Source organism: Dyadobacter sp. 676, from assembly GCF_040448675.1.
GTDB lineage: Bacteria > Bacteroidota > Bacteroidia > Cytophagales > Spirosomataceae > Dyadobacter.
On the sequence record NZ_CP159289.1, the window covers coordinates 1,413,438 to 1,438,063 of the forward strand.

20 protein-coding genes, 2 tRNA genes and 3 pseudogenes are annotated in these 24,626 nt (G+C 50.4%); 16 read left to right on the forward strand and 9 right to left on the reverse strand.

The genetic code is table 11. From position 1 onward, the window contains the following. Positions 1 to 23: 23 nt before the first annotated feature. The 5 genes from ABV298_RS06520 to ABV298_RS06540 form a co-directional block, all read right to left on the reverse strand. Entirely contained in the window at positions 24 to 377 is a 354-nt protein-coding gene (locus tag ABV298_RS06520; RefSeq protein WP_353721354.1) for a PadR family transcriptional regulator, read from the reverse strand. A gap of 96 nt (positions 378 to 473) precedes the next feature. Next, positions 474 to 944: an Lrp/AsnC ligand binding domain-containing protein gene (locus tag ABV298_RS06525; protein ID WP_353721355.1), complete on the reverse strand. Its 471-nt coding sequence runs from the start codon at positions 942 to 944 to the stop codon at positions 474 to 476. Positions 945 to 1,411: 467 nt separating this feature from the next. Further along, a complete protein-coding gene (locus tag ABV298_RS06530) occupies positions 1,412 to 1,711 on the reverse strand; it encodes a hypothetical protein (protein ID WP_353721356.1) in 300 nt (99 codons plus the stop codon). A 272-nt stretch (positions 1,712 to 1,983) separates the two neighbouring features. Continuing rightward, positions 1,984 to 2,057, reverse strand: a tRNA-Asp gene (locus ABV298_RS06535). A 218-nt stretch (positions 2,058 to 2,275) separates the two neighbouring features. Next, positions 2,276 to 2,349: transfer RNA gene (locus ABV298_RS06540), tRNA-Asp, on the reverse strand. A 161-nt stretch (positions 2,350 to 2,510) separates the two neighbouring features. Here ABV298_RS06540 and ABV298_RS06545 point away from each other — a divergent pair. The 4 genes and pseudogenes from ABV298_RS06545 (at position 2,511) to radC (ending at position 6,824) form a co-directional block, all read left to right on the forward strand. Further along, positions 2,511 to 3,612: pseudogene (locus ABV298_RS06545) on the forward strand (Nif3-like dinuclear metal center hexameric protein). Positions 3,613 to 3,709: 97 nt separating this feature from the next. Next, a pseudogene (locus tag ABV298_RS06550) lies at positions 3,710 to 4,457 on the forward strand (C4-type zinc ribbon domain-containing protein). A 50-nt stretch (positions 4,458 to 4,507) separates the two neighbouring features. Beyond that, on the forward strand, positions 4,508 to 6,058 hold the full coding sequence (locus ABV298_RS06555) for a hypothetical protein (RefSeq protein ID WP_353721357.1): 1,551 nt from the start codon (positions 4,508 to 4,510) through the stop codon (positions 6,056 to 6,058). Positions 6,059 to 6,119: 61 nt separating this feature from the next. After that, positions 6,120 to 6,824: a DNA repair protein RadC gene (gene radC, locus ABV298_RS06560; RefSeq protein ID WP_353721358.1), complete on the forward strand. Its 705-nt coding sequence runs from the start codon at positions 6,120 to 6,122 to the stop codon at positions 6,822 to 6,824. On the opposite strand, the gene ABV298_RS06565 is transcribed toward radC, so the two are convergent. The 4 genes from ABV298_RS06565 to ABV298_RS06580 form a co-directional block, all read right to left on the reverse strand. After that, on the reverse strand, positions 6,825 to 7,472 hold the full coding sequence (locus ABV298_RS06565) for a DUF3298 domain-containing protein (protein ID WP_353721359.1): 648 nt from the start codon (positions 7,470 to 7,472) through the stop codon (positions 6,825 to 6,827). 195 nt (positions 7,473 to 7,667) lie between these two features. Beyond that, on the reverse strand, positions 7,668 to 8,402 hold the full coding sequence (locus ABV298_RS06570) for a response regulator (RefSeq protein WP_353721360.1): 735 nt from the start codon (positions 8,400 to 8,402) through the stop codon (positions 7,668 to 7,670). A 50-nt stretch (positions 8,403 to 8,452) separates the two neighbouring features. Beyond that, positions 8,453 to 9,550 (reverse strand): histidine kinase, encoded by a 1,098-nt coding sequence (locus ABV298_RS06575; RefSeq protein WP_353721361.1) that lies wholly within the window; start codon positions 9,548 to 9,550, stop codon positions 8,453 to 8,455. Between the two features lie 106 nt (positions 9,551 to 9,656). Continuing rightward, positions 9,657 to 10,301 carry a histidine phosphatase family protein gene (locus tag ABV298_RS06580; protein ID WP_353721362.1) on the reverse strand — a complete coding sequence of 215 codons (645 nt, stop codon included), beginning with the start codon at positions 10,299 to 10,301 and terminating at the stop codon, positions 9,657 to 9,659. Positions 10,302 to 10,386: 85 nt separating this feature from the next. Between ABV298_RS06580 and ABV298_RS06585 the strand changes: the two genes are divergently transcribed. The 12 genes and pseudogenes from ABV298_RS06585 to ABV298_RS06640 all read left to right on the forward strand — a co-directional run bounded on the left by ABV298_RS06585 (position 10,387) and on the right by ABV298_RS06640 (position 24,583). After that, positions 10,387 to 10,812, forward strand: a complete 426-nt coding sequence (locus ABV298_RS06585) for a hotdog fold thioesterase (RefSeq protein ID WP_353721363.1) — start codon at positions 10,387 to 10,389, stop codon at positions 10,810 to 10,812. Between the two features lie 49 nt (positions 10,813 to 10,861). Then, positions 10,862 to 12,109 (forward strand): chorismate-binding protein, encoded by a 1,248-nt coding sequence (locus ABV298_RS06590; protein WP_353721364.1) that lies wholly within the window; start codon positions 10,862 to 10,864, stop codon positions 12,107 to 12,109. Positions 12,110 to 12,250: 141 nt separating this feature from the next. Beyond that, complete coding sequence (locus ABV298_RS06595; protein ID WP_353721365.1) at positions 12,251 to 13,351, forward strand: efflux RND transporter periplasmic adaptor subunit; 1,101 nt, start codon at positions 12,251 to 12,253, stop codon at positions 13,349 to 13,351. A 54-nt stretch (positions 13,352 to 13,405) separates the two neighbouring features. Then, positions 13,406 to 16,497: pseudogene (locus ABV298_RS06600) on the forward strand (efflux RND transporter permease subunit). A gap of 63 nt (positions 16,498 to 16,560) precedes the next feature. Next, positions 16,561 to 17,892, forward strand: a complete 1,332-nt coding sequence (locus ABV298_RS06605) for a TolC family protein (protein ID WP_353721366.1) — start codon at positions 16,561 to 16,563, stop codon at positions 17,890 to 17,892. 113 nt (positions 17,893 to 18,005) lie between these two features. Then, positions 18,006 to 18,542, forward strand: coding sequence for a glycosyltransferase family 4 protein (locus ABV298_RS06610; protein WP_353721367.1), 537 nt, complete (start codon positions 18,006 to 18,008; stop codon positions 18,540 to 18,542). Further along, positions 18,526 to 19,167, forward strand: a complete 642-nt coding sequence (locus ABV298_RS06615) for a glycosyltransferase family 4 protein (protein WP_353721368.1) — start codon at positions 18,526 to 18,528, stop codon at positions 19,165 to 19,167. The genes ABV298_RS06610 and ABV298_RS06615 overlap by 17 nt, the downstream gene beginning before the upstream one ends. Then, positions 19,160 to 20,146: an NAD-dependent epimerase/dehydratase family protein gene (locus tag ABV298_RS06620; RefSeq protein ID WP_353721369.1), complete on the forward strand. Its 987-nt coding sequence runs from the start codon at positions 19,160 to 19,162 to the stop codon at positions 20,144 to 20,146. The genes ABV298_RS06615 and ABV298_RS06620 overlap by 8 nt, the downstream gene beginning before the upstream one ends. Continuing rightward, positions 20,133 to 21,299, forward strand: coding sequence for a LegC family aminotransferase (locus ABV298_RS06625; RefSeq protein WP_353721370.1), 1,167 nt, complete (start codon positions 20,133 to 20,135; stop codon positions 21,297 to 21,299). Before ABV298_RS06620 ends, ABV298_RS06625 begins: the two co-directional genes overlap by 14 nt. A gap of 5 nt (positions 21,300 to 21,304) precedes the next feature. Next, complete coding sequence (locus ABV298_RS06630) at positions 21,305 to 22,042, forward strand: sugar phosphate nucleotidyltransferase (protein WP_353721371.1); 738 nt, start codon at positions 21,305 to 21,307, stop codon at positions 22,040 to 22,042. Positions 22,043 to 22,175: 133 nt separating this feature from the next. After that, a complete protein-coding gene (locus ABV298_RS06635) occupies positions 22,176 to 22,889 on the forward strand; it encodes a carboxypeptidase regulatory-like domain-containing protein (RefSeq protein WP_353721372.1) in 714 nt (237 codons plus the stop codon). After that, positions 22,886 to 24,583 (forward strand): outer membrane beta-barrel family protein, encoded by a 1,698-nt coding sequence (locus ABV298_RS06640; protein WP_353721373.1) that lies wholly within the window; start codon positions 22,886 to 22,888, stop codon positions 24,581 to 24,583. The genes ABV298_RS06635 and ABV298_RS06640 overlap by 4 nt, the downstream gene beginning before the upstream one ends. Positions 24,584 to 24,626: the final 43 nt, after the last annotated feature.

Below are 24,626 nucleotides of genomic sequence, written 5' to 3' on the forward strand. Positions count from 1 at the left end.
GAGATTAGCCATGTAACTACAATTTATTCGGTTGCCAGGTTTTTAGGGGCAAGCAGCAGTCTCACTGCCTCTATAAAACGCTCTAAGTCACTAGTTTTAGTACGGGCGGTTTCATTTCCGCGGTGTGTTAGGGAGTAATATTTTCTGAGGCGCCCGTCTACCTCCACCGACTCGGTGATCAGCAGCCCTTCCTGTTCCAGTTTGTGGAGCACGGGATAGAGCGCACCGAACGTAAGGGCGATGGCTCCGCCGGTCCTGTCTTTTACTTCCTGGGTAATCTCATAACCATACATCCGGTCGCGCTCAGCCAGCAAATTCAATACGATGGTTTTTAAGGTACCCCTTACATACTCGTTACTCGTTGTGTTATTCTCCATGAGTGAAAGTTTTATATAGGCAAATATATATAAGTTTTTTATATATAAAACACAAATCTACAAATTTCTTTCAAACGGTTCAAGGAAAATTTCCAACTAACTCTCAGTCAATGGAATAGAGCGATTAATGCGTTCTTCAAGCGAAATAAAGGTTTCTGTACGCTGAATGCCATTCACTTTCTGAATTTTATCATGAAGAATTTCGCGCAGGTGGCCGGTGTCGCGACAAACGATTTTAAGGAAGATGCTGTAAATTCCGGTAGTATAATGAATATTCACAACTTCCGGAATACCTTCCAGTTCCGTGGCAACCTGCTCGTACAACGAACTTTTATCGAGGTAGATTCCCAGGAAAGCGCTGATGTCCCACCCGAGTTTCGTCGGGTCGATCACCAGTTGGGACCCTTTTACGATGCCCATTTGCTCTAACTTTTTCATGCGCACATGTACGGTGCCACCGGATACAAATACCCGCTTACCAATTTCCGTGTACGGTAACGCAGCATTCTCGATCAACAGTGAAAGGATGCGCAAGTCGGTATTATCAATATCTGAATATTTATGCATTTTGTGTCAAAAGTTTGAATTCTTTGCAATAATCAAGCTCAAATTATGAAAGAATTGTAAATTTTAACAATTTTAAATGAAAATATTTTATATTTCAGATCATAAGTTTTAGTTTTGCAAAACCAAATCAAGAAAAGCCGTTGATAACGACGCTTTACTCGATTTGAGTCACATTGTAGGGTGATGAAATTGGCAGCCATGCCCTCCTGTCTCGGGGGTGGTGAATAAGGGATAAACGCGGCATAATGCCGACGAAAGTCGACTGGGGTGGACCACCAACAGTATTTGTACCGTAGCTAACCGCACCGTGGGTGGTTCGAATCCCCCTCCTACAGCAAAAAAAACTTGACAAGCGATTTTTTTCGTATTAGTTTTATTTGGTTTTTAGTTTGTTGATGAAGTGTAATTTGACACGCGGGTTCATTTTGAAACCTGCGTGTTTTTTTATACCTGAACATCAGCGGTTATCAACGCCACTTCCCACCGGCCCATATCGCGGTAATGATTACCATCAGCAGCACCACGACCAGCATCACCAATGGCAAAAGCGCAATAAATGTCGCCGAACCGCTTGACCGGAAACAATATTTGGCAGTCAGGCTCACGATAATAAGCAGGGAGAGCACCATTATTGGGTAAAGCACCTGGCGGTATTGCTCGGGATACACATAAGCAGGGTTTTCTCTGGTCAGCAACCAGAATTTTCGAAGGTAATAGACCAACCCGGCGAATTCGCTCAGGATGGCCAGCCAGAAGATAACGTTCATTTTTAAACAGGATTAAATGCCAAATGTAGAAAGAGCGGCATTCCTGTAAAATTCTAATTATCAATCGGTTCGATGAACCAAGGATAGGCATCTTGGAATGAGTAAGCGAGGTATCACAGGAACTGTCCGACAACTTAGCCGTAACCCTCCCGGTAGTCCCGTGGAACCCGAACACCTATACCACTTCTCAATGCCGGAAATGCATGCTAACCAGGTGAACTACCCACGAAAAACTTAAAACGAAAAAAGCCCGGATTTCTCCGGGCTCCTTGCGGTCTGGACGGGACTCGAACCCGCGACCCCATGCGTGACAGGCATGTATTCTAACCAGCTGAACTACCAAACCATTAAATAAAGAACGCAATGCTGTTTGCAATTAGCCGCGACCCCATGCGTGACACCCTGCGCGGGGCCGGGCATGTATTCTAATCAGCTGAACTAACAAACCATTAAATAAAGAACGCAATGCTGTTTGCAATTAGCGGCGACCCCATGCGTGGGCCGGGCATGTATTCTAACCAGCTAAACTAACAAACCATTAAATAAAGAACTTCAAAAAATCGGCGGTCTGGACGGGACTCGAACCCGCGACCCCATGCGTGACAGGCATGTATTCTAACCAGCTGAACTACCAAACCGATTCGTTTCACAAGGCGTTTTGTAAAACGTGGTGCAAAAATACCACTAATATTTACGATTGCAACACCCTACACTGCAATTTAGTTATTTTATTTGTAAAAAGATATTTCTCTTCCCAAGAATATTCTGAAAATGAAATAGTTGAATCAGGAGAAAATTTATGACTTTCATCAAAGAAATTTTAACCGAACTCGAAAGACTCGCCCCGCTGCCTTACCAGGAAGACTATGATAACGCCGGACTGCTCGTTGGTTCCCCCGACACCGCAGTCACCGGGATTCTCTTCTCGCTCGACATTACCGAAGACATCGTCGCCGAAGCCGTTCGCAGACAATGTAACCTGATCGTCGCGCACCATCCTATAATTTTTAAGGGCCTGAAAAAGCTCAATGGCAGGAATTACGTAGAGCGAACGATCATAAAGGCCATCAAAAACGATGTCGCACTTTACGCCACGCATACCAATCTCGACCATGTCACGGGAGGTGTAAACTGGCAAATCGCGAAGCGCCTGGGCCTCCGAAATATTAAAATATTAGCTCCTAAAAAAGCAGGTTCTGACCAAATTGGCCTTCTTCTGCCCGGTCGATAATACGCTGGAAGTGCTGAATGCATTGTTCGAAGCTGGGGCCGGTGAAATAGGGGAATACCGCAATTGCAGCTTTCGGGGCGAAGGATTGGGAACGTTTCTTCCCGGCGAAAATGCACATCCGGCCATTGGCGACCGCGGCGAACTGGAAACGGTGAAAGAGCATCGCGTGGAAGTAATGCTGCCTTCGCACTTGCAAGGCCAGGTCCTGCGCGCGCTCCGGCATGCCCACCCGTACGAAGAAGTAGCCTATTATATGTCGGCACTCGAAAATGAAAACCAGGAAGTAGGCGCCGGGGCAATCGGCGAGCTGCCGGAGCCCATGGAGGCGGCTGCATTTCTTTCCCATTTGAAATACAATATGCACGCACCGGTAGTTAAACATACCGAACCAACTGAAAAGTCGATACGCACGGTGGCAGTGTGTGGCGGTGCGGGTAGCTTTTTGTTACGCAACGCGGTTTCAGCCGGTGCAGATGCCTACGTGACAGCGGATTACAAGTATCACGAATTTTTCGATGCGGAGGGCCGCATTATGATCTGTGATATAGGCCATTACGAAAGCGAAGTGTTTACGAAAAATTTATTACATGACTATTTATCAGGAAAATTTAGTAATTTCGCACTCTGTTTGTCAGAAATCAGTACCAATCCGGTCCGGTACTTTTACTGAACGCCGGTTGCGACAACTAATTCCGCTGATAATCTGTTTAAATTAGGGCTGACTACCTTCACATTCAAGCATTGAAACAAGTCCATTAAAGACATACATGGAAAACACAATCGCACAAAAACTAGATGCTCTCCTGAAACTTCAGGAAATCGATTCAAGCCTTGACGAAATACTAAAAACCCGCGGGGACCTTCCGGAAGAAGTAAGGGACCTGGAAGACGAAATCGCAGGAATCGAGACGCGTTTAGGAAAATTCAAATCTGAAATTGCCAATCTGAACGCCGAGATCGACAATTACAAAAATGCACAGAAAGAAGGGGAAAAACTGATCAAAAAATACAAAGATCAGCAGATGAACGTCCGCAACAACCGCGAATACGACGCCATCACCAAAGAAATAGAACTGCAAGAGCTCGATATGCAACTGGCCGACAAGAAGATCAACGAAGCCAGAGCCCGCATCCGCCTCATCGAAGAAGATGCCAATCGCGCGGAATCTATCCTGAACGAAAGAAACGAAGACCTGAAAGTGAAGAAAAACGAACTTTCGGTCATTACCTCCGAAAGCGAAGCCGAAGAAAAGGCGCTGATCGCCGAAAGAGAAAAGCATATTAAGAAGATCGAAGAACGCCTGCTGAAATCATACCAGAAAATCCGCGACAACTCGCTCAACGGCTTGGCTGTGGTACACGTGCAACGGGGCGCCTGCGGCGGATGTTTCAGCATCGTTCCCCCCTCAGCGCCAAGCTGATATCCGCGAACGCAAGAAGCTGATCGTGTGCGAGCACTGCGGACGTATCCTTGCCGACGTGGAAAGCGTTCAACCGGTTCACCAGCGTCGCTAAGATTTTTAATAGTAAATTGAAAGGTTGTCTTACCAGGGCAACCTTTTTTTATGTGCACGATTATGAGCAGGCGTTACCCGGCGTTTAACCATACGGCAAAGTGGCTCCCGCTATGCTTCCTCCTGTTTTTGTTTCCTGGGCAACCGGTAGATGCCCTGGACGAACTGAGCGATGTGGTTTTCTCACCAAAACTCCAGAAAGCCTACTTTGAAATCCAGAAACTCAGACTGCCCGTCGCACGTGAGCTCATTGACGACGAACGCGCTGCCATGCCTGCCAACCCGTTTATCGCATATCTCGATAGCTACGCCGACCTGCATTACCTCCTGATTTCGGAAGACCGCACCGGTTACAAAATCTTTCTCCAGCAGCAGGACAAGCGTATGGACAATGTCGGAAAGTTGCCTGACAAATCGCCCTACAAACGGTTCTTTCAGGCCGATATCCGACTGCACTCCGCATTTGCCAAGCTTAAATTCGGCAATGAGGTAAGCGGTTCCTGGGAAATCATCAAGGCTTACAGGCTGTTGGAGGATAACCGGAAACGATTCCCGGCATTCACTCCTACCCTCAAATCACTCGGATTGCTGCATGTGCTGATCGGGTCCATTCCGGAGAATTATACATGGATCGCCAAAATGCTGGGATTAAGAGGAAATATCGCTCAGGGTATCGGCGAATTGCGCAAAGTTGTGAAAGAAGAGCCGTTCTTCCGGCAGGAAGCGGAGTTAATCGATCTGCTGCTCCATGCCTATACCCTCCAACCGGGCCCCGAACAGCAGGCGCGCATTCGCCAATGGCCGAAAGAACAGCCCGATAACCTCCTGCTGCATTTCTTCGCCACGACAGTCCTGATGAAAGAAAACCGGAGCGAAGAAGCTTCCCGTTTTTTAGCCGAAGCACCTGCCGGCAGGGACTATATGCCGTTCCCGTTCCTGAATTACCTGAAAGGTGAAATTGCATTACAAAGTGGCGATTATGAAGGGGCGTTCGCGTTTTATTCCCGCTTTCTGAAACAATACGCCGGGTTCAACTATATCAAGGACAGCCATTTCAAAATGTTCATGTGCCGATGGCTCGCTGGGCAGGATCAGGAAGCGATGCAAAACATCCGGAAGGTAACCGAAACCGGCAGCACTATTGTGGAAGCCGACCGGTTTGCGGAGAGAATTGCAAGGGAATTCATGGAAAACAAGATCAGTCCGCGCCAAAAGGTGCTGTACAAAGCCCGGTATGCTACGGATGGAGGTTATTTTCAGAAGGCTTCCGACATCATGAAATCCGTTTCCGAAAAAAGTTTTGGCACAACTTCTGAAAAAGCGGAATATAATTATCGTACGGCGCGGATTCTGCAAAAAACGGGTCATACGAATGAATGCGTACCATATTACGACCGTTCGATCGAGCTGGGGCAGGCCGGGACAGGTGCCGCAGGCTTCGCGGCGGCGTCGGCCTTGCAACTGGGCTATATTTATCAGAAAAAAACTGACAATCAGAAGGCTGTGGCGTATTTCAAAAAAGCGATGAGCTTTAAAAAACATGAGTACAAAAACAGCATCGACAACAAAGCCCGTGCGGCGCTGACGGAATTGGGGCAGTGAATTTTGTTACCAAATACGCTTTCCGACGTATCAAGTATGCAAGCATCAAAGCATTCCCGTTATGTCTAAAAAGAAAAGCGACAATCCGAAAGTGATCATCAACTGGCACGATGACGACAAACCCCGCGAAAAATTCAAGAACAAGGGCCGTGCCGCCTGCTCCGATTCCGAGTTAATGGCCATCCTCATCCGCTCGGGCACGACCGAAATGACCGCCGTGGATCTTGCAAAAGCCCTGATGGCCGCTGTCGGCAACAATATCAACGAACTCGCGAAGCTGAACGTCAAGGATTTGACAAAAATTAAAGGAATGGGCGAAGCAAAGGCGCTTACTATCCTGGCCGCATTGGAACTGGGACGGCGGCGCAGCGATATTATTCCCGACAAAAAGCGGAAAATAAATGGATCAAAGCTCGTGTACGAGGCCATGAGGCCGTATCTGATGGACAAAACGCATGAAGAATTCTGGATTTTGCTCCTTAACCGCGGAAATTACGTTATGCGGGCTATACAGGTAAGCGTGGGTGGTATTTCCGGAACCGCCGCCGATATCAAAATGATATTCAAGATCGCACTGGACCATATGGCGAGCTCTCTCATCCTTGTCCATAACCATCCGTCGGGACAGCTGATCCCCAGCCTGGCCGACAAGGTGTTGACCTCGCAAATTAAAGAGGCAGGCCGATTGCTCGACCTGCCCGTTCTGGATCATATGATCTTTACCGATGACGGCTATTACAGTTTCCTGGATTCCGGTGAAATGTGATCAGAACACCGCGTCTTCCCGGATAATGCCTTTCAGCTCCTGGTAGGGGATCGTAAACTCGATCGGCCCCCGGGCATAGGCCGCAATTTCATAAGGATTATAAAAGAACAACACGCCTTCCGGTGTAAAAACATAATTGGCCGGAATGAAAAATTTGTGGTTCGCCAGGAAATAGCCCGCATCTTCCAGGTCAACTTCCGGAGTCAGTTTTTCCAGTTCACGGAATTTCGTCTCGACCAGGTGCAACAATGCAACCGAGTCGGCCACGAAGCGTTTCATTTCAACTTCTTCGCCGGTTTTCGCATCGAATGCATGGTACGAAGTGAAGCTGTTCGGGTGCGCCCCGCCTGTAAACGCATAGTGGTCAAACTGATAGAAAAGCATTTTGGGCGTCGTCATAACCGTGTCGCCATGCAACTCCACCTCCCAGCATCCCGGCGCGTCGGGAAACTGCTTTTTGAAATCGTTGTAATTCTTTTCAAAAACTTCGAAGGCGGCCCTCGGACTTTTATTCGCTTCCAGGCGCTCCGCAACACTAGCCGGATCTCCGTAGGAATTTAACCGTTTAATCGTCTTTTCATTGAGAATTTTGCGGATGTTCGCCGCGACCGAACCCGAATCCGTTGGTGTCCACAGGCTGACGAGCACCGAAACCCCCTTGCTATTAGTCGTATCGCAGCCACCAAATTCCTCTTTCTTTATTTCACCCCTGTAAATATCGCTTTGGGGGGGTATTTTCGTGCCTGGCAGACCGGTTACATGCCCAGAACAACAGCGCGCCCACCGACAGGGCTGCTATTTGCTTTACTCCCATAAAAAAATGTCTTAGGTATTGGTAAAATATTAAAGGCTCATCAGTTCTTTGAAACGGATCGCCTGGCGGCGTGAAATCTCGATTTTATCCCCGCCCTGCAACGTTACCAGCAAACCGCCACTGAACCACGGCTCGATCTTTTCGATCCAATGCAGATTGATAATGTGCTTGCGGTTTGCACGAAAGTAGGTGTTGGGGTCCAGTCGTTCTTCCAGGTTATTGAGCGATTTCAATACCAAAGGCTTCTGGTCGTCGAAATGCAGGCGGACGTAATTACCCATCGATTCGAACAAACGGATCTTGCCGAGTTTGACAAACCAGCATTTCTCCCCGTCTTTTACAAAAACCTGGTCGTTTTCGCCCAACACTTTCTCCGCGCGCTCATTCGTGTGCGCGGGGGCTTCCGGCTGCGCCTGGTTTTCCTCGATGCGATGAATGGTTTCTTTGAGGCGTTCCGTATCGATCGGTTTCAGCAGGTAGTCCAACGCGTTGAACTCGAATGCCTTGATCGCGTATTCGTCGAATGCGGTCGTAAAAATCACTTCGGGGCTTTTGCCTTCGATGGATGAAAGCAGTTCGAAACCGTTTTTACCGGGCATCTGGATGTCCAGGAAAAGCAACTCGGGCTGCTGTTCTTCAATGAGTTTGAGCGCTTCTTCGGCATTGGCCGCTTCCCCTACTATTTCAATTTTAGTGTATGGTTCAAGTAATCTTTTCAATTCGTTGCGTGCGAGCCGCTCGTCATCTACAATTAAAGTCCTCATGGCGGATGGATCAGTTAGGGATAATAATTAGCTATATTTCGATTCGGTCATTAGTTCTCTTTTTCGGATCCCTCTCCCACCATCATCACTCCCTCCGACAGCATAGGGATTTTAATTTCCGAGCAAACCACATTCTCATTTTCCTGAAAAATCCGGAATGTCGCGGCCTTCCCATACAATATAGATAGCCGCTCGGCGGTATTCTTCAAACCTACCCCACCGGATTCGGTATTGCCCAGATTACCCGCATTGACCTCCGTACTACCCAGGTTGCCCGAGTTATGGATCGTGATTACGAGCAATTCATTCACAATTTCCGATTTTACCCCGATAAATCCACCTCCCATTTGCTTGGCCACGCCATGCTTGATACCGTTTTCGACCAAAGTCTGCAACATCATCGGCGGCACCTGCCAGTAAATGGCCTGCGGATTGGTAGTGATACTGTAACAGAGACGGTCTTCGTAACGCACTTTCTCGAGTTCGAGATAATCTTCCACCGTGCGCAGCTCTTCCTGCAAATCGACGGTCTTGCGCCGGTCGGCCAGGAGCGAGTTCCTTAATATGTTCGAGAGCTGGGTGATGCTCAACTGCGCACGCTTGGGATCCTCATACACCAGCGCACGGATGCTATTTAACGCGTTGAACGTAAAATGCGGGTTCAGCTGCGAACGAAGCACTTTCGCCTCCGCCTCTCGCATGGACATTTTCAGCATGATCTTCTCGTAACTGGCCAGCCGCGTCTGCTCCACATAATGATAAACCGTGTAGGACAAAATCCACGCCAGCAGGTTTTTGCACCAGTTGGCATAATAACTCCAGAAAACCAGCGGCTGGTCGAAAATATTACTTTCAAGAATTTCCCTGTCCATCGGCAGGTTGATCATCGTCATGATCAACCCTAGCCACAGCACCGACCCGATCACACGCAATGCGAGCCTGGGCAACGGCAGCGACGACCAGTTCCAGCGCCTGATTACCAGCCGGTAAACATGGGTGAGACAGATACCCAGCAGAATGTTCGCGAGGGCGGAGTAGAATTCGCCCAGTTTGAAACCGTATTCGAGTGCATACGGAATATATTCGAACATGATTAACAATGTCCAGCCCAAAATTTGCAGAGTCCAATAAATACGTTTTTTGGACATGAACATAGAAACGCTGATAATGTATTGAAAAGCCACAAATGTATTAATGCACCATCAGGAGAGGTACATTAATACACCAATGGAAACGAATCTACACAAACGGCTGCTATATCGTTTGCGGGATTTCGATGGAAAGAAGGTGTGTGATGTCGTTGGAGACTTCGAGCTCGAACCGCCCGGTATCGTAGGAATAATTGATTTTGTAAAGGCAAAGATTGCTGTGCTCGTAGTCGTCCATCCGGACCAGCGGCTGATTGAAAAGCGTCGTCAGCAAGACGCGCATCGCACGGCCGTGCATGGCGATCAGAATATTTCTCTCATGCGGGCGCGAGAGGATCGTTTCGATCACGGGAATCTGACGTTCCCGGACTTGCACCGGACTTTCGCCGCCTTCCGCGGCAAGGTCCACCTGGCCTGTTTTCCAAGCATTTACCAGCTCGCGATAGTAGTTGTTATCGCCCGTGTTGGGTTCCCGCCCCTCGCGATCGCCCCAGGATATTTCATTGAGCCCCGAGTAGCTTTCATGCGGTATACCGAGCCTGATGAACCCGGCGACCGTCTGATGTGTTCGTTTTAAATCGGAGGTATAAATTTTGTCAAACGGAACATGTTGATAAGCACTAAAAAAAGCTGCGGCCTGAGCTTCTCCCCATTCATTCAGCAAGGAATCAACACCACTTCCCTGAACAACTCCCCTGCGATTAAAATCAGTTTCACCGTGGCGAATGAGGTAAATCGATTTTCTTTTCAAAATAATAGGATAATTTAAATATTAAATTTACAAAAACCTTGTTTTTTCTCCGCAAAGCCAATACAAATTTATACATTTTTTAGATATGTTTGCTAAAAGCGTCACCGTCGATTCACTACAATCTTTTGGGAACAAAAGCATTGCCCACCACATTGGCATAGAGTTTACGGAAATCGGAAAAGATTATGTGTCGGCCCGTATGCCGGTGGACCACCGCACGCATCAGCCATTCGGTATTTTGCATGGAGGGGCATCGGTAGTGCTGGCGGAAACGCTGGGAAGTATCGCTTCGTTTTTGTGTATTCCCGAAGGCGAAAACAAACACGCGGTGGGGCTGGAAATCAATGCCAACCACCTGCGGCCCGTGAAAGAAGGATGGGTTTACGGCACCGTGCGCCCGATCCATATCGGCCGGACCACACACATTTGGGACATTCGGATTACCAATGAAGAAAACAAACTCGTTTGCATCAGCAGACTGACGGTCGCTATTGTGAATGCAGACCGCTGACATTATTTTGCAGAAAATTGACCTAACGGGCATTACCCATTCGTTATAAATGCTATCAGTACAGACCGACACGGGGATTTCGATATTTGAAGGATTACAGATCGACGAACTTTGGCGCGCATCCAGAATGATGGGTTTCCCCTCGGCATTATGGCGCCTGCCGCATACCAACGAAATCAAACTGCTCATTTCCATACGGGACGGCATTCGTAAATGCCTCCCGGAGCTCGAAAAAATGAGCCCCGGCTTCGTAATGAGCACATTTTACTGGGAAAGCGACCAGGAAGTACTGTTCCTGGAAGGCGACATTATCCTTACATTTTCGGACGACAACCGGATCACCCATATCGACAACAAGCTCGGGGAAGAGCATACCGAAGTAAAGAAGCTGGTACAGCTCGCCGGGGAGGCTTCCCGCGAAGAAATACAAAACGGGTCGCCGGCGGGCCAGCTACTTCCGTCAGGCGGCCACCTCGACGCCAAATCCCGTTTCGAACGGACGGTGGAACTTGCCGTAGCGGCCATCCGCCAGAACCAGTTTAAAAAAGTGGTTCTTTCCCGCACCAAAGACTTTCAATACACGGATGCATTCCAGCCGGCACAGGCATTTCAAAAACTGGTAAAAACTTATCCTCATGCATTTGTTTCGCTGGTCAACCTGGCGGACGAAAACGAAATGTGGCTAGGTGCAAGTCCCGAACTGCTGGTGGAACAAATATCGGACGGCACTTTTAAAACCATGTCCCTCGCAGGCACGCAGGGCGCACGCGACGCATCGGGCGCGCTCATACCCAGGTACGACATCCGCTGGCGCGAAAAAGAGATCGAGGAGCAAGCGCTTGTAAGTCGCTACATCATTGAATGCTTCAAAAAGATACGCTTGCGGGAATACCTGGAAACAGGCCCGAAGACCGTGCTGGCGGGCAATCTGTATCACCTTCGAACCGTTTTCGAAGTCGATACCGTGGCGCTGAACTTCCCCGAACTGGCCTCGGTAATGTTGAAACTGCTTCACCCGACATCCGCCATTTGCGGCGTTCCCAAGGCCCCCAGCCTTCAATTTATCAATGATGTGGAAGGTTACAACCGCTCCTTTTACAGCGGTTTTCTCGGCCCTGCGCAAGTAAGCGGCGACACCAACCTGTTTGTGAACCTGCGCACCGTGCGTTTCCGCGACGGCATTGCCACATTCTTCGCCGGAGCGGGCATTACGGAGGACTCCGTACCGGAGCTGGAATGGTTTGAAACCGAGCTGAAATGCGACACGCTGCTCAAAGTAATCGGAAGCTCCTTATAAAAAAATGAGCTGGCATTAAACTTTTATAGGGGTAAAAAGTCTAAACCGTTCGAGATTAATATCTAATTTTGGACAAACCTCTGAATTAAACGCAATTAGTTCGCAGGCTCCTAAACCACTAAGCCCAGGTTAATAAACCCTATGAATGTTATCGCCAGATCTGCCCGTGCAGAAGGATTACCAAATTTAATCAAACCTCTGTCTTCACTTTTCATTGCCGGTTCGCTCTTCATTACGTTTTCGTGCGGAGAAAAAAAGATACTTTTCAACAAAAAAGGAGGCGGAGGCCCTACTATCGTTGATGTAATTATCGCGAAATCCGAAAAGGTCAGTGACAAAGTCGAAGTGAACGGCACCGTTGTGGCCAACGAATTCGCCGAATTGCGGCCCGAAGTAAGCGGGTTACTTACCTTCCTCGATGTTCCCGAAGGCAGAACAGTACAGAAAGGAACGGTCATCGCCCGCATCAACAACGCCGACCTCGTTGCCCAGCTCAACAGATCGAAAACACAGCTCGAACTCGCCGAAACCACCGAAAAAAGACTGAAACAACTTATCGCGGTGAACGGCATCAACCAGGCCGACTACGATTTGGCAGTGAATAATGTCAACACGCTGAAAGCGGATATGGCCTATACGCAGGCGCTGATCGATAAAACGATTATCAAAGCCCCGTTTACGGGTGTTGTAGGCTTGCGCAAAGTGAGCGCGGGCGCATATGTAACCCCTCAAACAGTGATCGCGTCGATGCAGCAACTCTCCAATCTCAGGATCGATTTTACAGTTCCCGAAACCTATCAGCAATATGTGGCCAAAGGCGGTACTGTCGAAGTAATGCTCGACCAGGCGTCGGGCAAATACGAAACCGCCCGCATCCTGGCGATAGAACCGCAGGTGAACCAGACCACGCGTAACCTGACCGTCCGGGCCGTATTGAACTCCGGCACAACAAGCCCCGGGTCCTTTGCGAAGGTTTATCTTACGGCCAGCAATAACAAAAACAGCATCATGATTCCCTCCAACAGCATTATACCCGAAGCACGCAGCAAAAAAAGTCGTGACCGTAAAGGGCGGCAAAGCTGTTTTTGCCCAGGTAGAGACCGGCGACCGGAGAGAAGATGTGGTAGAGGTTACCAAAGGCCTGAACGAAGGCGATACGGTGGTTGTTTCGGGCGTACTTTTTGCCCGGCCCGATGCTCCTGTGAAAGTGAGAAGTGTACGAAACCTGAATGTCGCAAGTAAGTAACAATGCCTTCGCGGCCTTGTTGCAATGACCATTCCTTTGAAACCCATACTATGAATATTTCGGAATTATCGCTGAAACGGCCCGTTCTGGCCGTCGTGATGAACCTGCTCATCATCCTTTTCGGTGTGGTAGGCTATAACTTCCTTTCGTTGAGGGATTACCCGGCCATCGACCCGCCGATTGTGAACGTACGGACCAGCTACACAGGCGCCAACGCCGACATTATCGAGAGCCAGATCACCGAACCGCTCGAAAAAAGCATTAACGGCATCCCGGGCATTAAAAGCATCAGCTCGTCCAGCCAGATAGGCGCGAGTAACATTACCGTCGAGTTCAATCTGGAAGCCGATCTGGAAGGTGCGGCGAACGACGTGCGCGACAAAGTGAGCCAGGCGCTCCGTAACCTTCCGCAGGACATCGACGCCCCCCCCCGGTGGTGAGCAAGGCCGACGCCAACTCCGATTTCATCCTCCTGCTCGCGGTGCAAAGCCCGTCGAAAGGCTTGCTCGAACTGAGCGAATACGCCGAAAACGTACTTCAACAAAGCTTGCAAACGATCGACGGCGTAAGCGCCATCAACATTTTCGGGCAAAAGCGGTATGCGATGCGCATCTGGCTCAACCCCGACCGGATGAGCTCCTATAACGTTTCCTTCAACGATATTACTACCACTCTCGCCTCGGAAAACGTGGAATTGCCCGCCGGCAAAATCTACGGCGACAATACCGAGCTGACTATCCGGACAATGGGCCGTTTGAAAAGCGAGAAAGAGTTCAACGACCTGGTGATCCGCAACGATAGTGCCGGCATCGTAAGGTTGGGCAATGTCGCCAAAGTGGAGTTAGGCCCTGAAAACGAAGAACAAAGCTGGAAATACAACGGGATGTACGCAGTGGGTCTGGCGGTGATTCCGCAGCCCGGCGCCAACTATGTGCAGATATCCGACGAGTTCAACAAGCGCCTGGCAGAGATCCAGAAATCGAATAAATCGGATATAACTTTCAACGTACTGATCGACAATACGCGGCTGGTGCGCCAGTCTATCAAAGAGGTGGAGGAAACGCTGATCATCGCATTCGCCCTCGTAGTAATCGTAATCCTGTTTTTCTTCCGGAACCTGCTCGTCGCCGTGCGTCCATTGATAGATATTCCGATATCGCTCGTGGCGACGTTCTTTATCATGTACATGTGCGGGTTTTCGATCAATATCCTGACGTTGCTCGGCATTGTACTCGCAACCGGTCTGGTAGTGGACGACGGGATCGTTGTAACCGAGAACATCTTCCGGAAGCTGGAAAGCGGCTTGCCGATCCGGCAGGCGGCATTGGAAGGTAGCCGTGAAATCTTCTTCGCGGTCATTTCCACGTCGCTGACGCTGGCGGTGGTATTTCTTCCGGTGATATTCCTGGAAGGTTTTGTAGGAAGCCTCTTCCGCGAGTTCGGTATTGTGGTAGCATCCGCGGTTTTGATTTCCGCATTTGTGTCCCTCACGATTACGCCGGTCCTGAACGTCGTATTGAACCGGAAGAACGCAGGTCATGGCTGGTTTTACAACAAGACGGAACCGTTCTTCACGGGTATGGAAGACGGTTATAACCGGATGCTCCGCGGATTTATGAAAGCGCGGTGGATCGCGTGGGTGCTGGTGGTGGCTTGCGGCGTACTGATCTGGTTTACCTACTCCCATCTCCAAAGCGAACTCGCGCCGATGGAGGACCGCAACAGCATCCGCTTCAACCTGTCGGCCCCGGAAGGCACCAGCTTCGACCAGATGCAGAAGGTTTCCGACGAACTCGGCAATTTCCTCAACGATTCGGTACCTGAAAAATCATTCACATTCTCCGCAACGCCCGGATTCGGAGGTGGCGGCGTCAATAGCGCTACTGGCCGGATCGGTCTCGTACCCGCGGACCAACGCAAGAGAAGCCAGAATGAGATCGCGCAGGATATTAATAAAAAGCTGTCGAGATTCAACGACGCACGCATTTTCGCGACGCAGGAGCAGACCATTTCCGTGGGGATCGGTTCGCGTGGATCGCTTCCGGTACAGTTTGTATTGCAAAACCTTGATTTCGACAAACTGAGCGAGGTTCTTCCAAAATTCCTCGACGAAGCACGTCAGGACCCGACTTTCCAGAATGTCGACGTCAACCTGAAATTCAACAAGCCCGAGGTGCGCCTGACTATCGACCGGCTCAAAGCACGGGACCTCGGCCTGTCCACAACCGATGTCGCCGCAACCATTCAGGCAGCATTCAGCGGCCGCCGTTTGGCTTATTTTATCATGAACGGCCAGCAATATCAGGTAATCGGCCAGGTGGAACGTTCGGAGCGCAATAAGCCGGCCGACATCGAGAAATTGTATGTGAGAAACAATCGCGGGGAAAATATCCCGCTGACGGCCGTCGTGCATATGGAGGAAGAATCCGGCCCGCCGACCATCTACCACTATAACCGTTACAAAAGCGCCACCATTTCTGCCTCACTCGTAGAAGGCAAGACTATCGGCGACGGCGTGGCGGCTATGCGCCGGATCGGTGCCAAGCTGCTCGATGAATCGTTCCAGACGTCGCTCACAGGCCCGTCCCGCGACTTCGAGGAAAGCTCTTCCAACACCAGCTTCGCATTTGGATTGGCGTTGTTACTGGTTTACCTGGTGCTGGCCGGGCAGTTTGAAAGCTTCACCGATCCGTTCATCATCATGATTACAGTGCCGCTGGCATTGGCGGGAGCATTGCTGAGCCTTTACCTCTTCGGATTGACCATCAACATTTTCTCCCAGATCGGTATGATCATGCTTATTGGCCTTGTAACGAAGAACGGAATCCTGATCGTGGAATTTGCCAACCAGAAACGAGAAATGGGAATGGGCCGGATGGCCGCGGCGATCGAATCGGCGACACAGCGCCTCCGTCCTATCCTGATGACGAGCCTTGCTACCGCGTTCGGTGCGTTACCGATCGCGTTGAGCCTTGGTGCGGCTGCTACCAGCCGGGTTCCGCTGGGTGTGGTGATCGTGGGCGGCCTGATGTTCTCGCTGATCCTGACGCTGTTTGTGATCCCGGCGATTTACACGTTCATTTCGCCTAAAAAACACAGAGTAACAGAGGAGCAGAAGATGGCAGAAGAGCTCGTTGCTTAGCTTACCGGGGTATTAATTCTTCCAATGGAGATTATTCATACAAAATCAACTATTGTTTTTTTCATGGGCTCGCTCACCTTTTTTAAGAAATACAAAAACACATTCTTCCTCTTTTTGCTCTGCTCCGGCCCTGCATTGGCCGGCCAGCCCGCCGATACGCTGGCGCTCACGCTCGATCAGGCGATTGCGACGGCCTTAAAGAACAGTTATGATATCGAAATAGCGAAAAACAACGTCGAAGCCAATACCATCCTGAATAACTATGGCGTGGCAGGCGGTTTGCCGACCGTCGCCGTTAACGCTACCAATACCGAGCAGATCACCCAGGTGAACCAGAAGCTGAACGACGGTACGCAGATCAGCCGGAATGCGGCGGCGGGTAATAACACCCAGGCCAACCTCTCGGCGGGAATGTTGCTGTATAACGGCAAACGCGTGGTGGCTACCAAAAAACGCCTGGCCGAGCTGCAATTCCAGAGCTCTGAAGTGCTCAATTCGCAAATCCAGAACACCATTGCGCTGGTTATGACGAGCTATTACGATGTGGTTCGTCAACTAAGCTACCTTAACACGATCCGCACTTCTATTCTCGCTTCGGAAAAGCGTCTCGAAATCCTGCGGGTGCGCAAAGAGGCCGGCATGGCCAACAACGCCGACATTTTCCAGGCGGAGATTGACCTGAACACCCTGAACCAGACCTTGCTGAACCAGCAAATGGTGGCACAGGTTGCCAAAACGGAACTCCTCCGCACGCTTACGCTCGACCCGACATCGGCGGTGACAGTCAAGGATACCATTACCGTTGACAATAACCTGCAACTGGCGGCCGTTCTGGACCGTCTGACGGCCAATGCCGACATCAAGGCAGCTGACCACCAGATCCGCATCAATGAACTGATCGTCAAAGAAACGGCTGCGCTGCGTTATCCTACGGTGCGTTTCAATGCGGCTTATAACTACTCTCGCAACCAGACTGCCGCCGGTTTCACCTTGCTCAACCGCGTGGTAGGTCCGCAGGCCGGCCTCTCGCTGGCCATTCCGATTTATAACGGATCGGCGTTCAAACGGCAAAAACAGGCGGCGGAAATCGATGCGGAGACGGCGCAACTACAAAAGAATGCGCTGCTGCGCGATTACAGCGCAAACGCCGTCAAAATGTACCAAACCTATCAAAGCTCGATCGAACAACTCGAAAAGCAAAAAAAGAACTACGCACTGAGCAAGCAACTGTTGGATCTGACGCTACAACGTTTCGAACTTATCCAGGCAACGATTATCGACGTCCGCGAGGCGCAGCGCAGTTTCGAAGAGGCGGGTTACCGTCTGATTAATCTTACTTTTGCCGCAAAATCGGCTGAAATTGAGCTGAAAAGGCTCAGCAATACACTTCAATAATGCCCCCCCGCACGGTTCCTGGATTAAAAATTTTTCCGGGGCCATGCATTGATTTCGCGATCAGTCCTGTCCAGAGTGTAAAACCCGCTCTGGCCGACTGAAAACGGAAATCAATGAAAATACTGGCTATCCATAACATCCTCTGGTCACATTACAAGGCCAAAATTTTCACAGAACTGCACCGGCGGCTGCAAAAAGACGGCATCGATTTTTTTGTACTGCAACTGGCATTCAGCGAACTGAGCCGGCTCGGCCTGAAAGCCGATCTGAGCATTCACACTTATCCCTACAAAGTCCTTTTTCCCGGCAAGGCCATCGAGCACATCGGCCATTTGAAAAAAACAAAGCAATTGCTGGCCGCCTTGCGTGAGCATCAGCCCGACATTGTTTACCTGAATGGTTATTACGACCCTTCCTATTGGTTTGTCGTGGGTTATTGTAAAGCGCGTAAAATAAAGATCGTACTGGATTTCGAGAGCAGCGAAATCAGCCGACGGAGGGTCTGGTGGAAAGAAAGGCTGAAAAAATTATTTCTGAACCAATGCGACGCGCTCGTGTGCCTCGGACAGAAGGCTGCCGAATACGCACTGGAAGCTGGGAGTCGGGCGGGAGCGCATTACGAGCACCAAAAATGTGGGCGTAGACAATGACGCATTGCTCGAAATCTTTACCCGCGAGCTCCCGTTGCGTGCGCGGCGCAAGGCGGAAATGGGACTTCCGCCCCGCAATTTCCTGTATGCCGGCCGGTTTGTGGAGCGAAAAAACCTGGATATGCTCATAAGGGCATTTCATGAAGCGAAAAGTCTGGCTGTACAAGGCAACGACTGGGGCCTGATCCTGAGCGGTGAGGGAAACCAGAAAGCACGGCTGCAAGAGCTGGTCCGCTCGCTGGGGTGCGATTCGGTGCATTGGATGGACTCTTGCGAATGGTACGAGGTACCGATCCGCTACACGTTGGCCGATGTGGCCGTATTGCCCAGCACATTCGAGCCATTCGGGTTTGTGACCAACGAGGCGATGGTGTATTCCATGCCGGTGCTGGTTTCGGAGCGCTGCGGGAGCGCCCACGATCTCGTCATCGACGGGCTTAACGGGTTTCGCTTCGATCCCTTCAACCAATCCAGTTTTACGAGCAAACTGCTGTGGTTCATGGACCATCCTCAGAAATTCAGTCAAATGGGTGTCAACGGAAAAGCCATCATCGACCAATGGGCGCCGGACGCGGTTACAGAAGAACTCATATCATCATTTCACAAAGTATCCATACATGGTTAACAAACACAACAAAACCGTGCTCGTAACAGGTGGGGCGGGTTATATCGGTTCCGAGCTGGTCAGGATTCTTTTACAAAGCGATTTTCGGGTGGTCGTTTTCGATAACCTTTCCTTTGGCGGTGAATCGCTGCTCGGCTTTTGGGGAAACCCGGCATTCAGGTTCATAAAAGGCGATCTCCGGAATGACGAAGAGGTCCGGGCGGCATTGCAAGGTATCGATTATGTGTGCCATCTGGCCGCGATCGTCGGTGAGCCTCCCTGCAAAAAGTATCCCGAGCTGGCCCTTGAAGTCAACTGGAATGCCTCGGTGCGCCTGTATGAACTTTGCGAGGAGGCTGATATCGAACGGTTCGTATTCGCTTCGACTTGCAGCAATTACGGAAAAATGGCGACCGCCGATTCCCTGCTCGACGAAACGGCCGGGCTGACCCCCATTTCTTTATACTCCGAGACAAAAGTAAATTTTGAAAAATATCTGCTTAGCCGGGAGAACAGCACTATCACACGCACTATTCTTCGTTTTTCTACCGTTTACGGCGTTTCGCCAAGACCACGATTCGACCTCACCGTCAACGAATTCACACGCGATGCGGCTTTGGGCAAACCATTGCTGATCTACGGTGAAAACTTCTGGCGGCCCTATTGCCATGTAAGCGATCTGGCACGCTCCGTTGAAATGGTCCTTACAGCCGAAAAAGAGAAAGTCGACGGCGAAGCGTTCAATGTGGGCGACACGGCCCAGAACTTCACCAAAAAAATGCTGGCCGCCGAGATCGGCAAGGCAATTTCTTCCCTCGAAGTCAACTATCACCCGGTAGTTACCGATCCGCGGGATTATAAAGTGAACTGCGATAAAATCAAAAAGGTCCTGGGTTTTCATATTTCCAAGACTGTCCCCGAAGGCATTCAGGAAATAGCCGCCCTCTTTCAGAAACAAGTGATCAGCGAACCGATGAACGCACGCTATGGAAACGTCTGACCACGCCCCTATCCCACTTTGCGAGCCCAATCTGAACGGCCGCGAAAAAGCATACATGGCGGAAGCCGTTGACTCCAACTGGCTTTCGAACGGCAGTTTTCTGACCCGGTTCGAACGGCAACTGGCCGATTACACGGGTGCCGCACATGTGATCGGCGTATGCAACGGCACGAGTGCGTTGCAGGCAGCGCTTACGCTCGCAGGTGTGGAAAAAGGAGATTTGGTACTCGTTCCCGACCTGACGTTCGTAGCAACCGCCAATGCCGTCAAATACCTGGGCGCCGATCCGGTGATGGTCGATATCGATCCGGCCACCTGGCTGATGGACCTGGATTTGCTGCTTGATTTTCTCGAACACCGGACATACCTGACCAACGCCGGCTGCTTTCTCCGGGAAAACCATCGACGGGTGAGCGCGATCGTCCCGGTGCATTTGCTGGGAAATGTCTGCGAAATGGATCGGTTGTCGGCCATCGCAGCAGCATTTTCTTTGAGGGTCGTTGAAGACGCCGCCTGCTCGCTGGGATCATTCAGGAACGGGCAGCATTCGGGGACATTCGGATCTATGGGCACAATGAGCTTTAACAGCAACAAGATCATTACCACCGCCGGCGGAGGAGCCATTCTGACCAACAGTGATATATTGGCAAAGCGTGCCCGGCATTTGATAACCCAGGCTAAAAGCCATGCTACCGAATATATTCACAACGACCTCGGATATAACTTCCGGCTCGTAAACCCGCTGGCAGCCATGGGGTGCGCACAGATGGAGCAATTGCCTTCATTTTTAAAAACGAAAAAGGAAATCGCCGCGCATTACCGGCACGAATTCATGGAGCTGGGTGCTACGTTTCAACAACTCGCGCCCGGCACCGAATCCAACTACTGGCATCCGGCCATACTGGTGGACGGCAGCCGGGAACTCATTGCCGCACTCGCATCCGAAAATATCGAGACGAGGCCGTTGTGGACGCCCATTCATACACTTCGGGTGTTTCGGAATGACCTGTTTGTGAGTCTCGAAAACATATCTTCGTCCGTGTCGAAGCGCGGTATGATGCTTCCCTGTTCAACCTCCATTTCGAACGACCAGCTCGAACGGGTTTGTAGTACGGTCAGGAATCTGCTCCATAACCAGAGTATCAAATTCTGAGCATTATGCATTGGAACACCGACATGGGCCGCTGGCCATTGAATGTGGTCATTATGGCCGGGGGAAAAGGCACCCGGCTGAAACCGCTGACCGACAATACCCACAAATCGCTTATATCCGTGGCGGGTAAACCTATTGTGAGGCACCTGATCGACCATTTGGCGGCACATGGACTGCACGATATCCATATTTCCGTGGGACATTTGTCGGAGCAGATTATCGAATACCTTGGCGACGGCGGGGAACTGGGCATTTCCATCCGGTACATCCGCGAACGTATTCCAATGGGCAGTATCGGCGCCATGACGCTCAAACAACGCTGGCAGCAGGAACATTTCCTGGTAATCAACGGAGATATTTACTCCAATTTCGACATCGGGAGTTTTTGCACCGAATATTTTGCGAGAAACGCCGACATGGCCGTCCTGGCGGTCCCTAATGTGGTCAAAGTGCCATATGGTGTACTCGAAATGGTCACCGACGGCCAAATAAGCCGTTTTTCCGAAAAACCCGATTATGAGTTCATGGTCAATGCGGGCGTGTATATTTTCAACGGCAAAGTACTGAACCTCATGCCGAAGGGAATTGCCTATGAAGGCTGGCAATTGATCCAGGCGGCATTGCACGCGGGGTTGCACGTTGCAGGGATTCCGCAAACAAAGGGTTACTGGATTGACATCGGCAGTATGGAAACGCTACGGAAGGCGCAGGAAATGAGCCGCATAGACGTTCCGTCGGAATAGCCGCCGTGGCACGTAATTTTTTCATGAAGATTAAAAAGTGATTAAACCTTTACCACGCTTTTCAATCTAACCGGCTCACCTTCAACCTGCCATACCGCCGGGTTCCCGGCCCGCGCTATGGTCCCATGCCGTCATGAATAAATTATTGCTGATCGTTTCACTGCTGACACTCCCGATTCTGCGACTGTATGCGCAGGATGAGCCTTCGACGACCTACCCCATCACCGGCAAACTCGAAGATACGGAAAAGAAGCCGGTACCATTCGCCAATGTGGCGCTCCTTGCCGCAAAAGACTCGACGCTCCTCGGTGGTGGTACCGCAGATGAAAACGGATTGTTCACGATCCCGGCCGAACCCGGCAATTACCTGCTCAAGATCACGTTCCTGGCAATGGATGAAAAAATTATCCCGAACGTCCGCGTGGCCGCCCAGCCGGTCGCATTGGGAACGATTACCCTTACTTCCAGCTCCCGTGTGCTGGAAGAACTGGTTGTCCAGGGCGAAAAAAGCCAGATGGACCTGCAACTGGACAAGCGGGTTTTCAATGTGGGAAAAGATCTCGCCAATATTGGCGGCAACGCTTCCGACATTCTCAACAATATGCCCTCGGTCACTGTGGATGTTGAAGGGAATGTAGCGCTGCGAGGCAGCGGGAATGTCCGCATTCTCATCGACGGTAAGCAATCGGGTATGGTGGGCCTGAACCCCGCCGAGGCCCTCCGGCAAATCCCCGCGGATCTTATCGAGAGTGTGGAGATCATTACCAACCCGTCGTCGCGCTATGACGCGGAAGGTGAAGTAGGTATCCTGAATATCGTCATGAAAAAAATATCCGCTACGGGTTGAACGGCACATTTACGGGAACCGCCGGATATCCCTCCAATTTCGGAGCGTCTTTTAATGTCAACTATCGTAAAAAGAAGGTAAACTTGATCGCCAACTACGGCTGGATGTACCGCGACGGCCCGGGACGCGGGCATTCGCGACAGGAATACAACAGCGCCGATACCAGTTTTGTATACGAGCAAACCAACAGGCGCAACCGGGCGGGCTATTCCAACAACGTAAGGGTGGGCCTGGACTATTTTTTAAACAACCATAACACCATCACGGCGACCCTCTCCTATCGCAAGTCGCACAACGACAATAAGTCGCGTCTCGAATACCGGGATTTCGACATGAATAACGTTCTCACGCGCACCGTCACGCGCACCGAAGACGAAACCGAGCCGCGAACCAATATCGAGGCGGCGTTGAATTACCGGAAAACCTTCGAAAGGAAAGGACAGAGCCTGTCGTTCGATGCGAAATACATTCTTAGCGACGAAACGGAAGCATCCCGCTATCATGAGGTGGCCGACAACAATACTGTCGATATCCGCCAGCGCTCGTATAATACGGAAGATGAAAAGAACTTTCTCGCGCAGCTGGATTACATTCATCCCTTCGGCAAAGAAGGCAAGCTGGAAGCCGGGTTAAAAACATCCATTCGGTTACTGGACAATGATTTCTCCGTCCACCAGCAACTGGAACCCGGATACTGGGTCGTTCTTCCCGATTACGACAACCGGCTCGCCTACGACGAGAAAATCCATGCGGCGTACCTCATGGCCAGCAATCAGTTCGGTAAAATCTTTGTCCAGGCAGGTTTGCGCGGAGAATACACCGACATCCTGACGGAACTGAAAAAAACTGCCAAAACCAATCACCGCCAATATTTCAACCTGTTTCCCAGCATTCATTTATCCTACAAACTGGAAGATGCGCAGACATTGCAACTGAGTTACAGCTACCGGCTGAGCCGGCCTAATTTCAGGGATTTGCTGCCTTTCTCCAATTTCAGCGATTCACGCGTCTTCCGAGCAGGTAACCCGCTGCTGAATCCCGAATTCACGCACTCCTTCGAGGCAGGCCATTTGCTGAATATGAATAAAGGGACATTGCTTTCGAGCATTTACTACCGCCGCAGACTGGGAGTGGTTGAGAACATTACTTCGGTAGATTCTACCGGTTTCACCACCATTACCCCTATTAACCTGTCCACCGGCGATTCCTACGGCTTTGAATTCAACCTCACTTATGACCCAACACCGTGGTGGAAAATGACCGCCAACGCCAATGTTTTCAGGGCGGTGAACGAAGGGTACTACAATGACATGCTTTACAAAAGCGACACTTATTCCTGGACCAGCCGGTTGTCGTCGCGCGTTACACTCTTCGGGTCGGTGGATTTCCAGGCATCCTTCAACTACCGGGCACCGCGACGAACCACGCAGGGAAAGGACCTTTCGATCTATTTTATCGACCTTGGTTTATCCAAAGATATTCTCAAAGGCCGCGGCACACTCACGGCGAGCGTCCGGGATTTACTGAATTCACAGAAACGCCGGAGCATTACCGAGAATGCAGGTTACTATTCCTATTCGGTATTCCAATGGCGGCCCCGGCAGTTTCTGCTTACGTTTTCATACCGCCTGAACCGGTCGAAAGAGAAACAGAACTTCGACAAACAGGGAGGCGATATGGGTGATGAAGAGTAAATCGCCTTGAAAACGCTACCTTTGTAGCCGAACCTCTTATTTG

Bases quoted from the DNA above. Each gene is read 5' to 3' on its own strand.
- ABV298_RS06520 (WP_353721354.1), bottom strand. From the start codon at position 377: ATGGAGAATAACACAACGAGTAACGAGTATGTAAGGGGTACCTTAAAA.
- ABV298_RS06525 (WP_353721355.1), bottom strand. From the start codon at position 944: ATGCATAAATATTCAGATATTGATAATACCGACTTGCGCATCCTTTCA.
- ABV298_RS06530 (WP_353721356.1), bottom strand. From the start codon at position 1,711: ATGAACGTTATCTTCTGGCTGGCCATCCTGAGCGAATTCGCCGGGTTG.
- ABV298_RS06555 (WP_353721357.1), top strand. From the start codon at position 4,508: ATGTGCACGATTATGAGCAGGCGTTACCCGGCGTTTAACCATACGGCA.
- radC (WP_353721358.1), top strand. From the start codon at position 6,120: ATGTCTAAAAAGAAAAGCGACAATCCGAAAGTGATCATCAACTGGCAC.
- ABV298_RS06570 (WP_353721360.1), bottom strand. From the start codon at position 8,402: ATGAGGACTTTAATTGTAGATGACGAGCGGCTCGCACGCAACGAATTG.
- ABV298_RS06575 (WP_353721361.1), bottom strand. From the start codon at position 9,550: ATGTCCAAAAAACGTATTTATTGGACTCTGCAAATTTTGGGCTGGACA.
- ABV298_RS06585 (WP_353721363.1), top strand. From the start codon at position 10,387: ATGTTTGCTAAAAGCGTCACCGTCGATTCACTACAATCTTTTGGGAAC.
- ABV298_RS06590 (WP_353721364.1), top strand. From the start codon at position 10,862: ATGCTATCAGTACAGACCGACACGGGGATTTCGATATTTGAAGGATTA.
- ABV298_RS06595 (WP_353721365.1), top strand. From the start codon at position 12,251: ATGAATGTTATCGCCAGATCTGCCCGTGCAGAAGGATTACCAAATTTA.
- ABV298_RS06605 (WP_353721366.1), top strand. From the start codon at position 16,561: ATGGGCTCGCTCACCTTTTTTAAGAAATACAAAAACACATTCTTCCTC.
- ABV298_RS06610 (WP_353721367.1), top strand. From the start codon at position 18,006: ATGAAAATACTGGCTATCCATAACATCCTCTGGTCACATTACAAGGCC.
- ABV298_RS06620 (WP_353721369.1), top strand. From the start codon at position 19,160: ATGGTTAACAAACACAACAAAACCGTGCTCGTAACAGGTGGGGCGGGT.
- ABV298_RS06625 (WP_353721370.1), top strand. From the start codon at position 20,133: ATGGAAACGTCTGACCACGCCCCTATCCCACTTTGCGAGCCCAATCTG.
- ABV298_RS06630 (WP_353721371.1), top strand. From the start codon at position 21,305: ATGCATTGGAACACCGACATGGGCCGCTGGCCATTGAATGTGGTCATT.
- ABV298_RS06635 (WP_353721372.1), top strand. From the start codon at position 22,176: ATGAATAAATTATTGCTGATCGTTTCACTGCTGACACTCCCGATTCTG.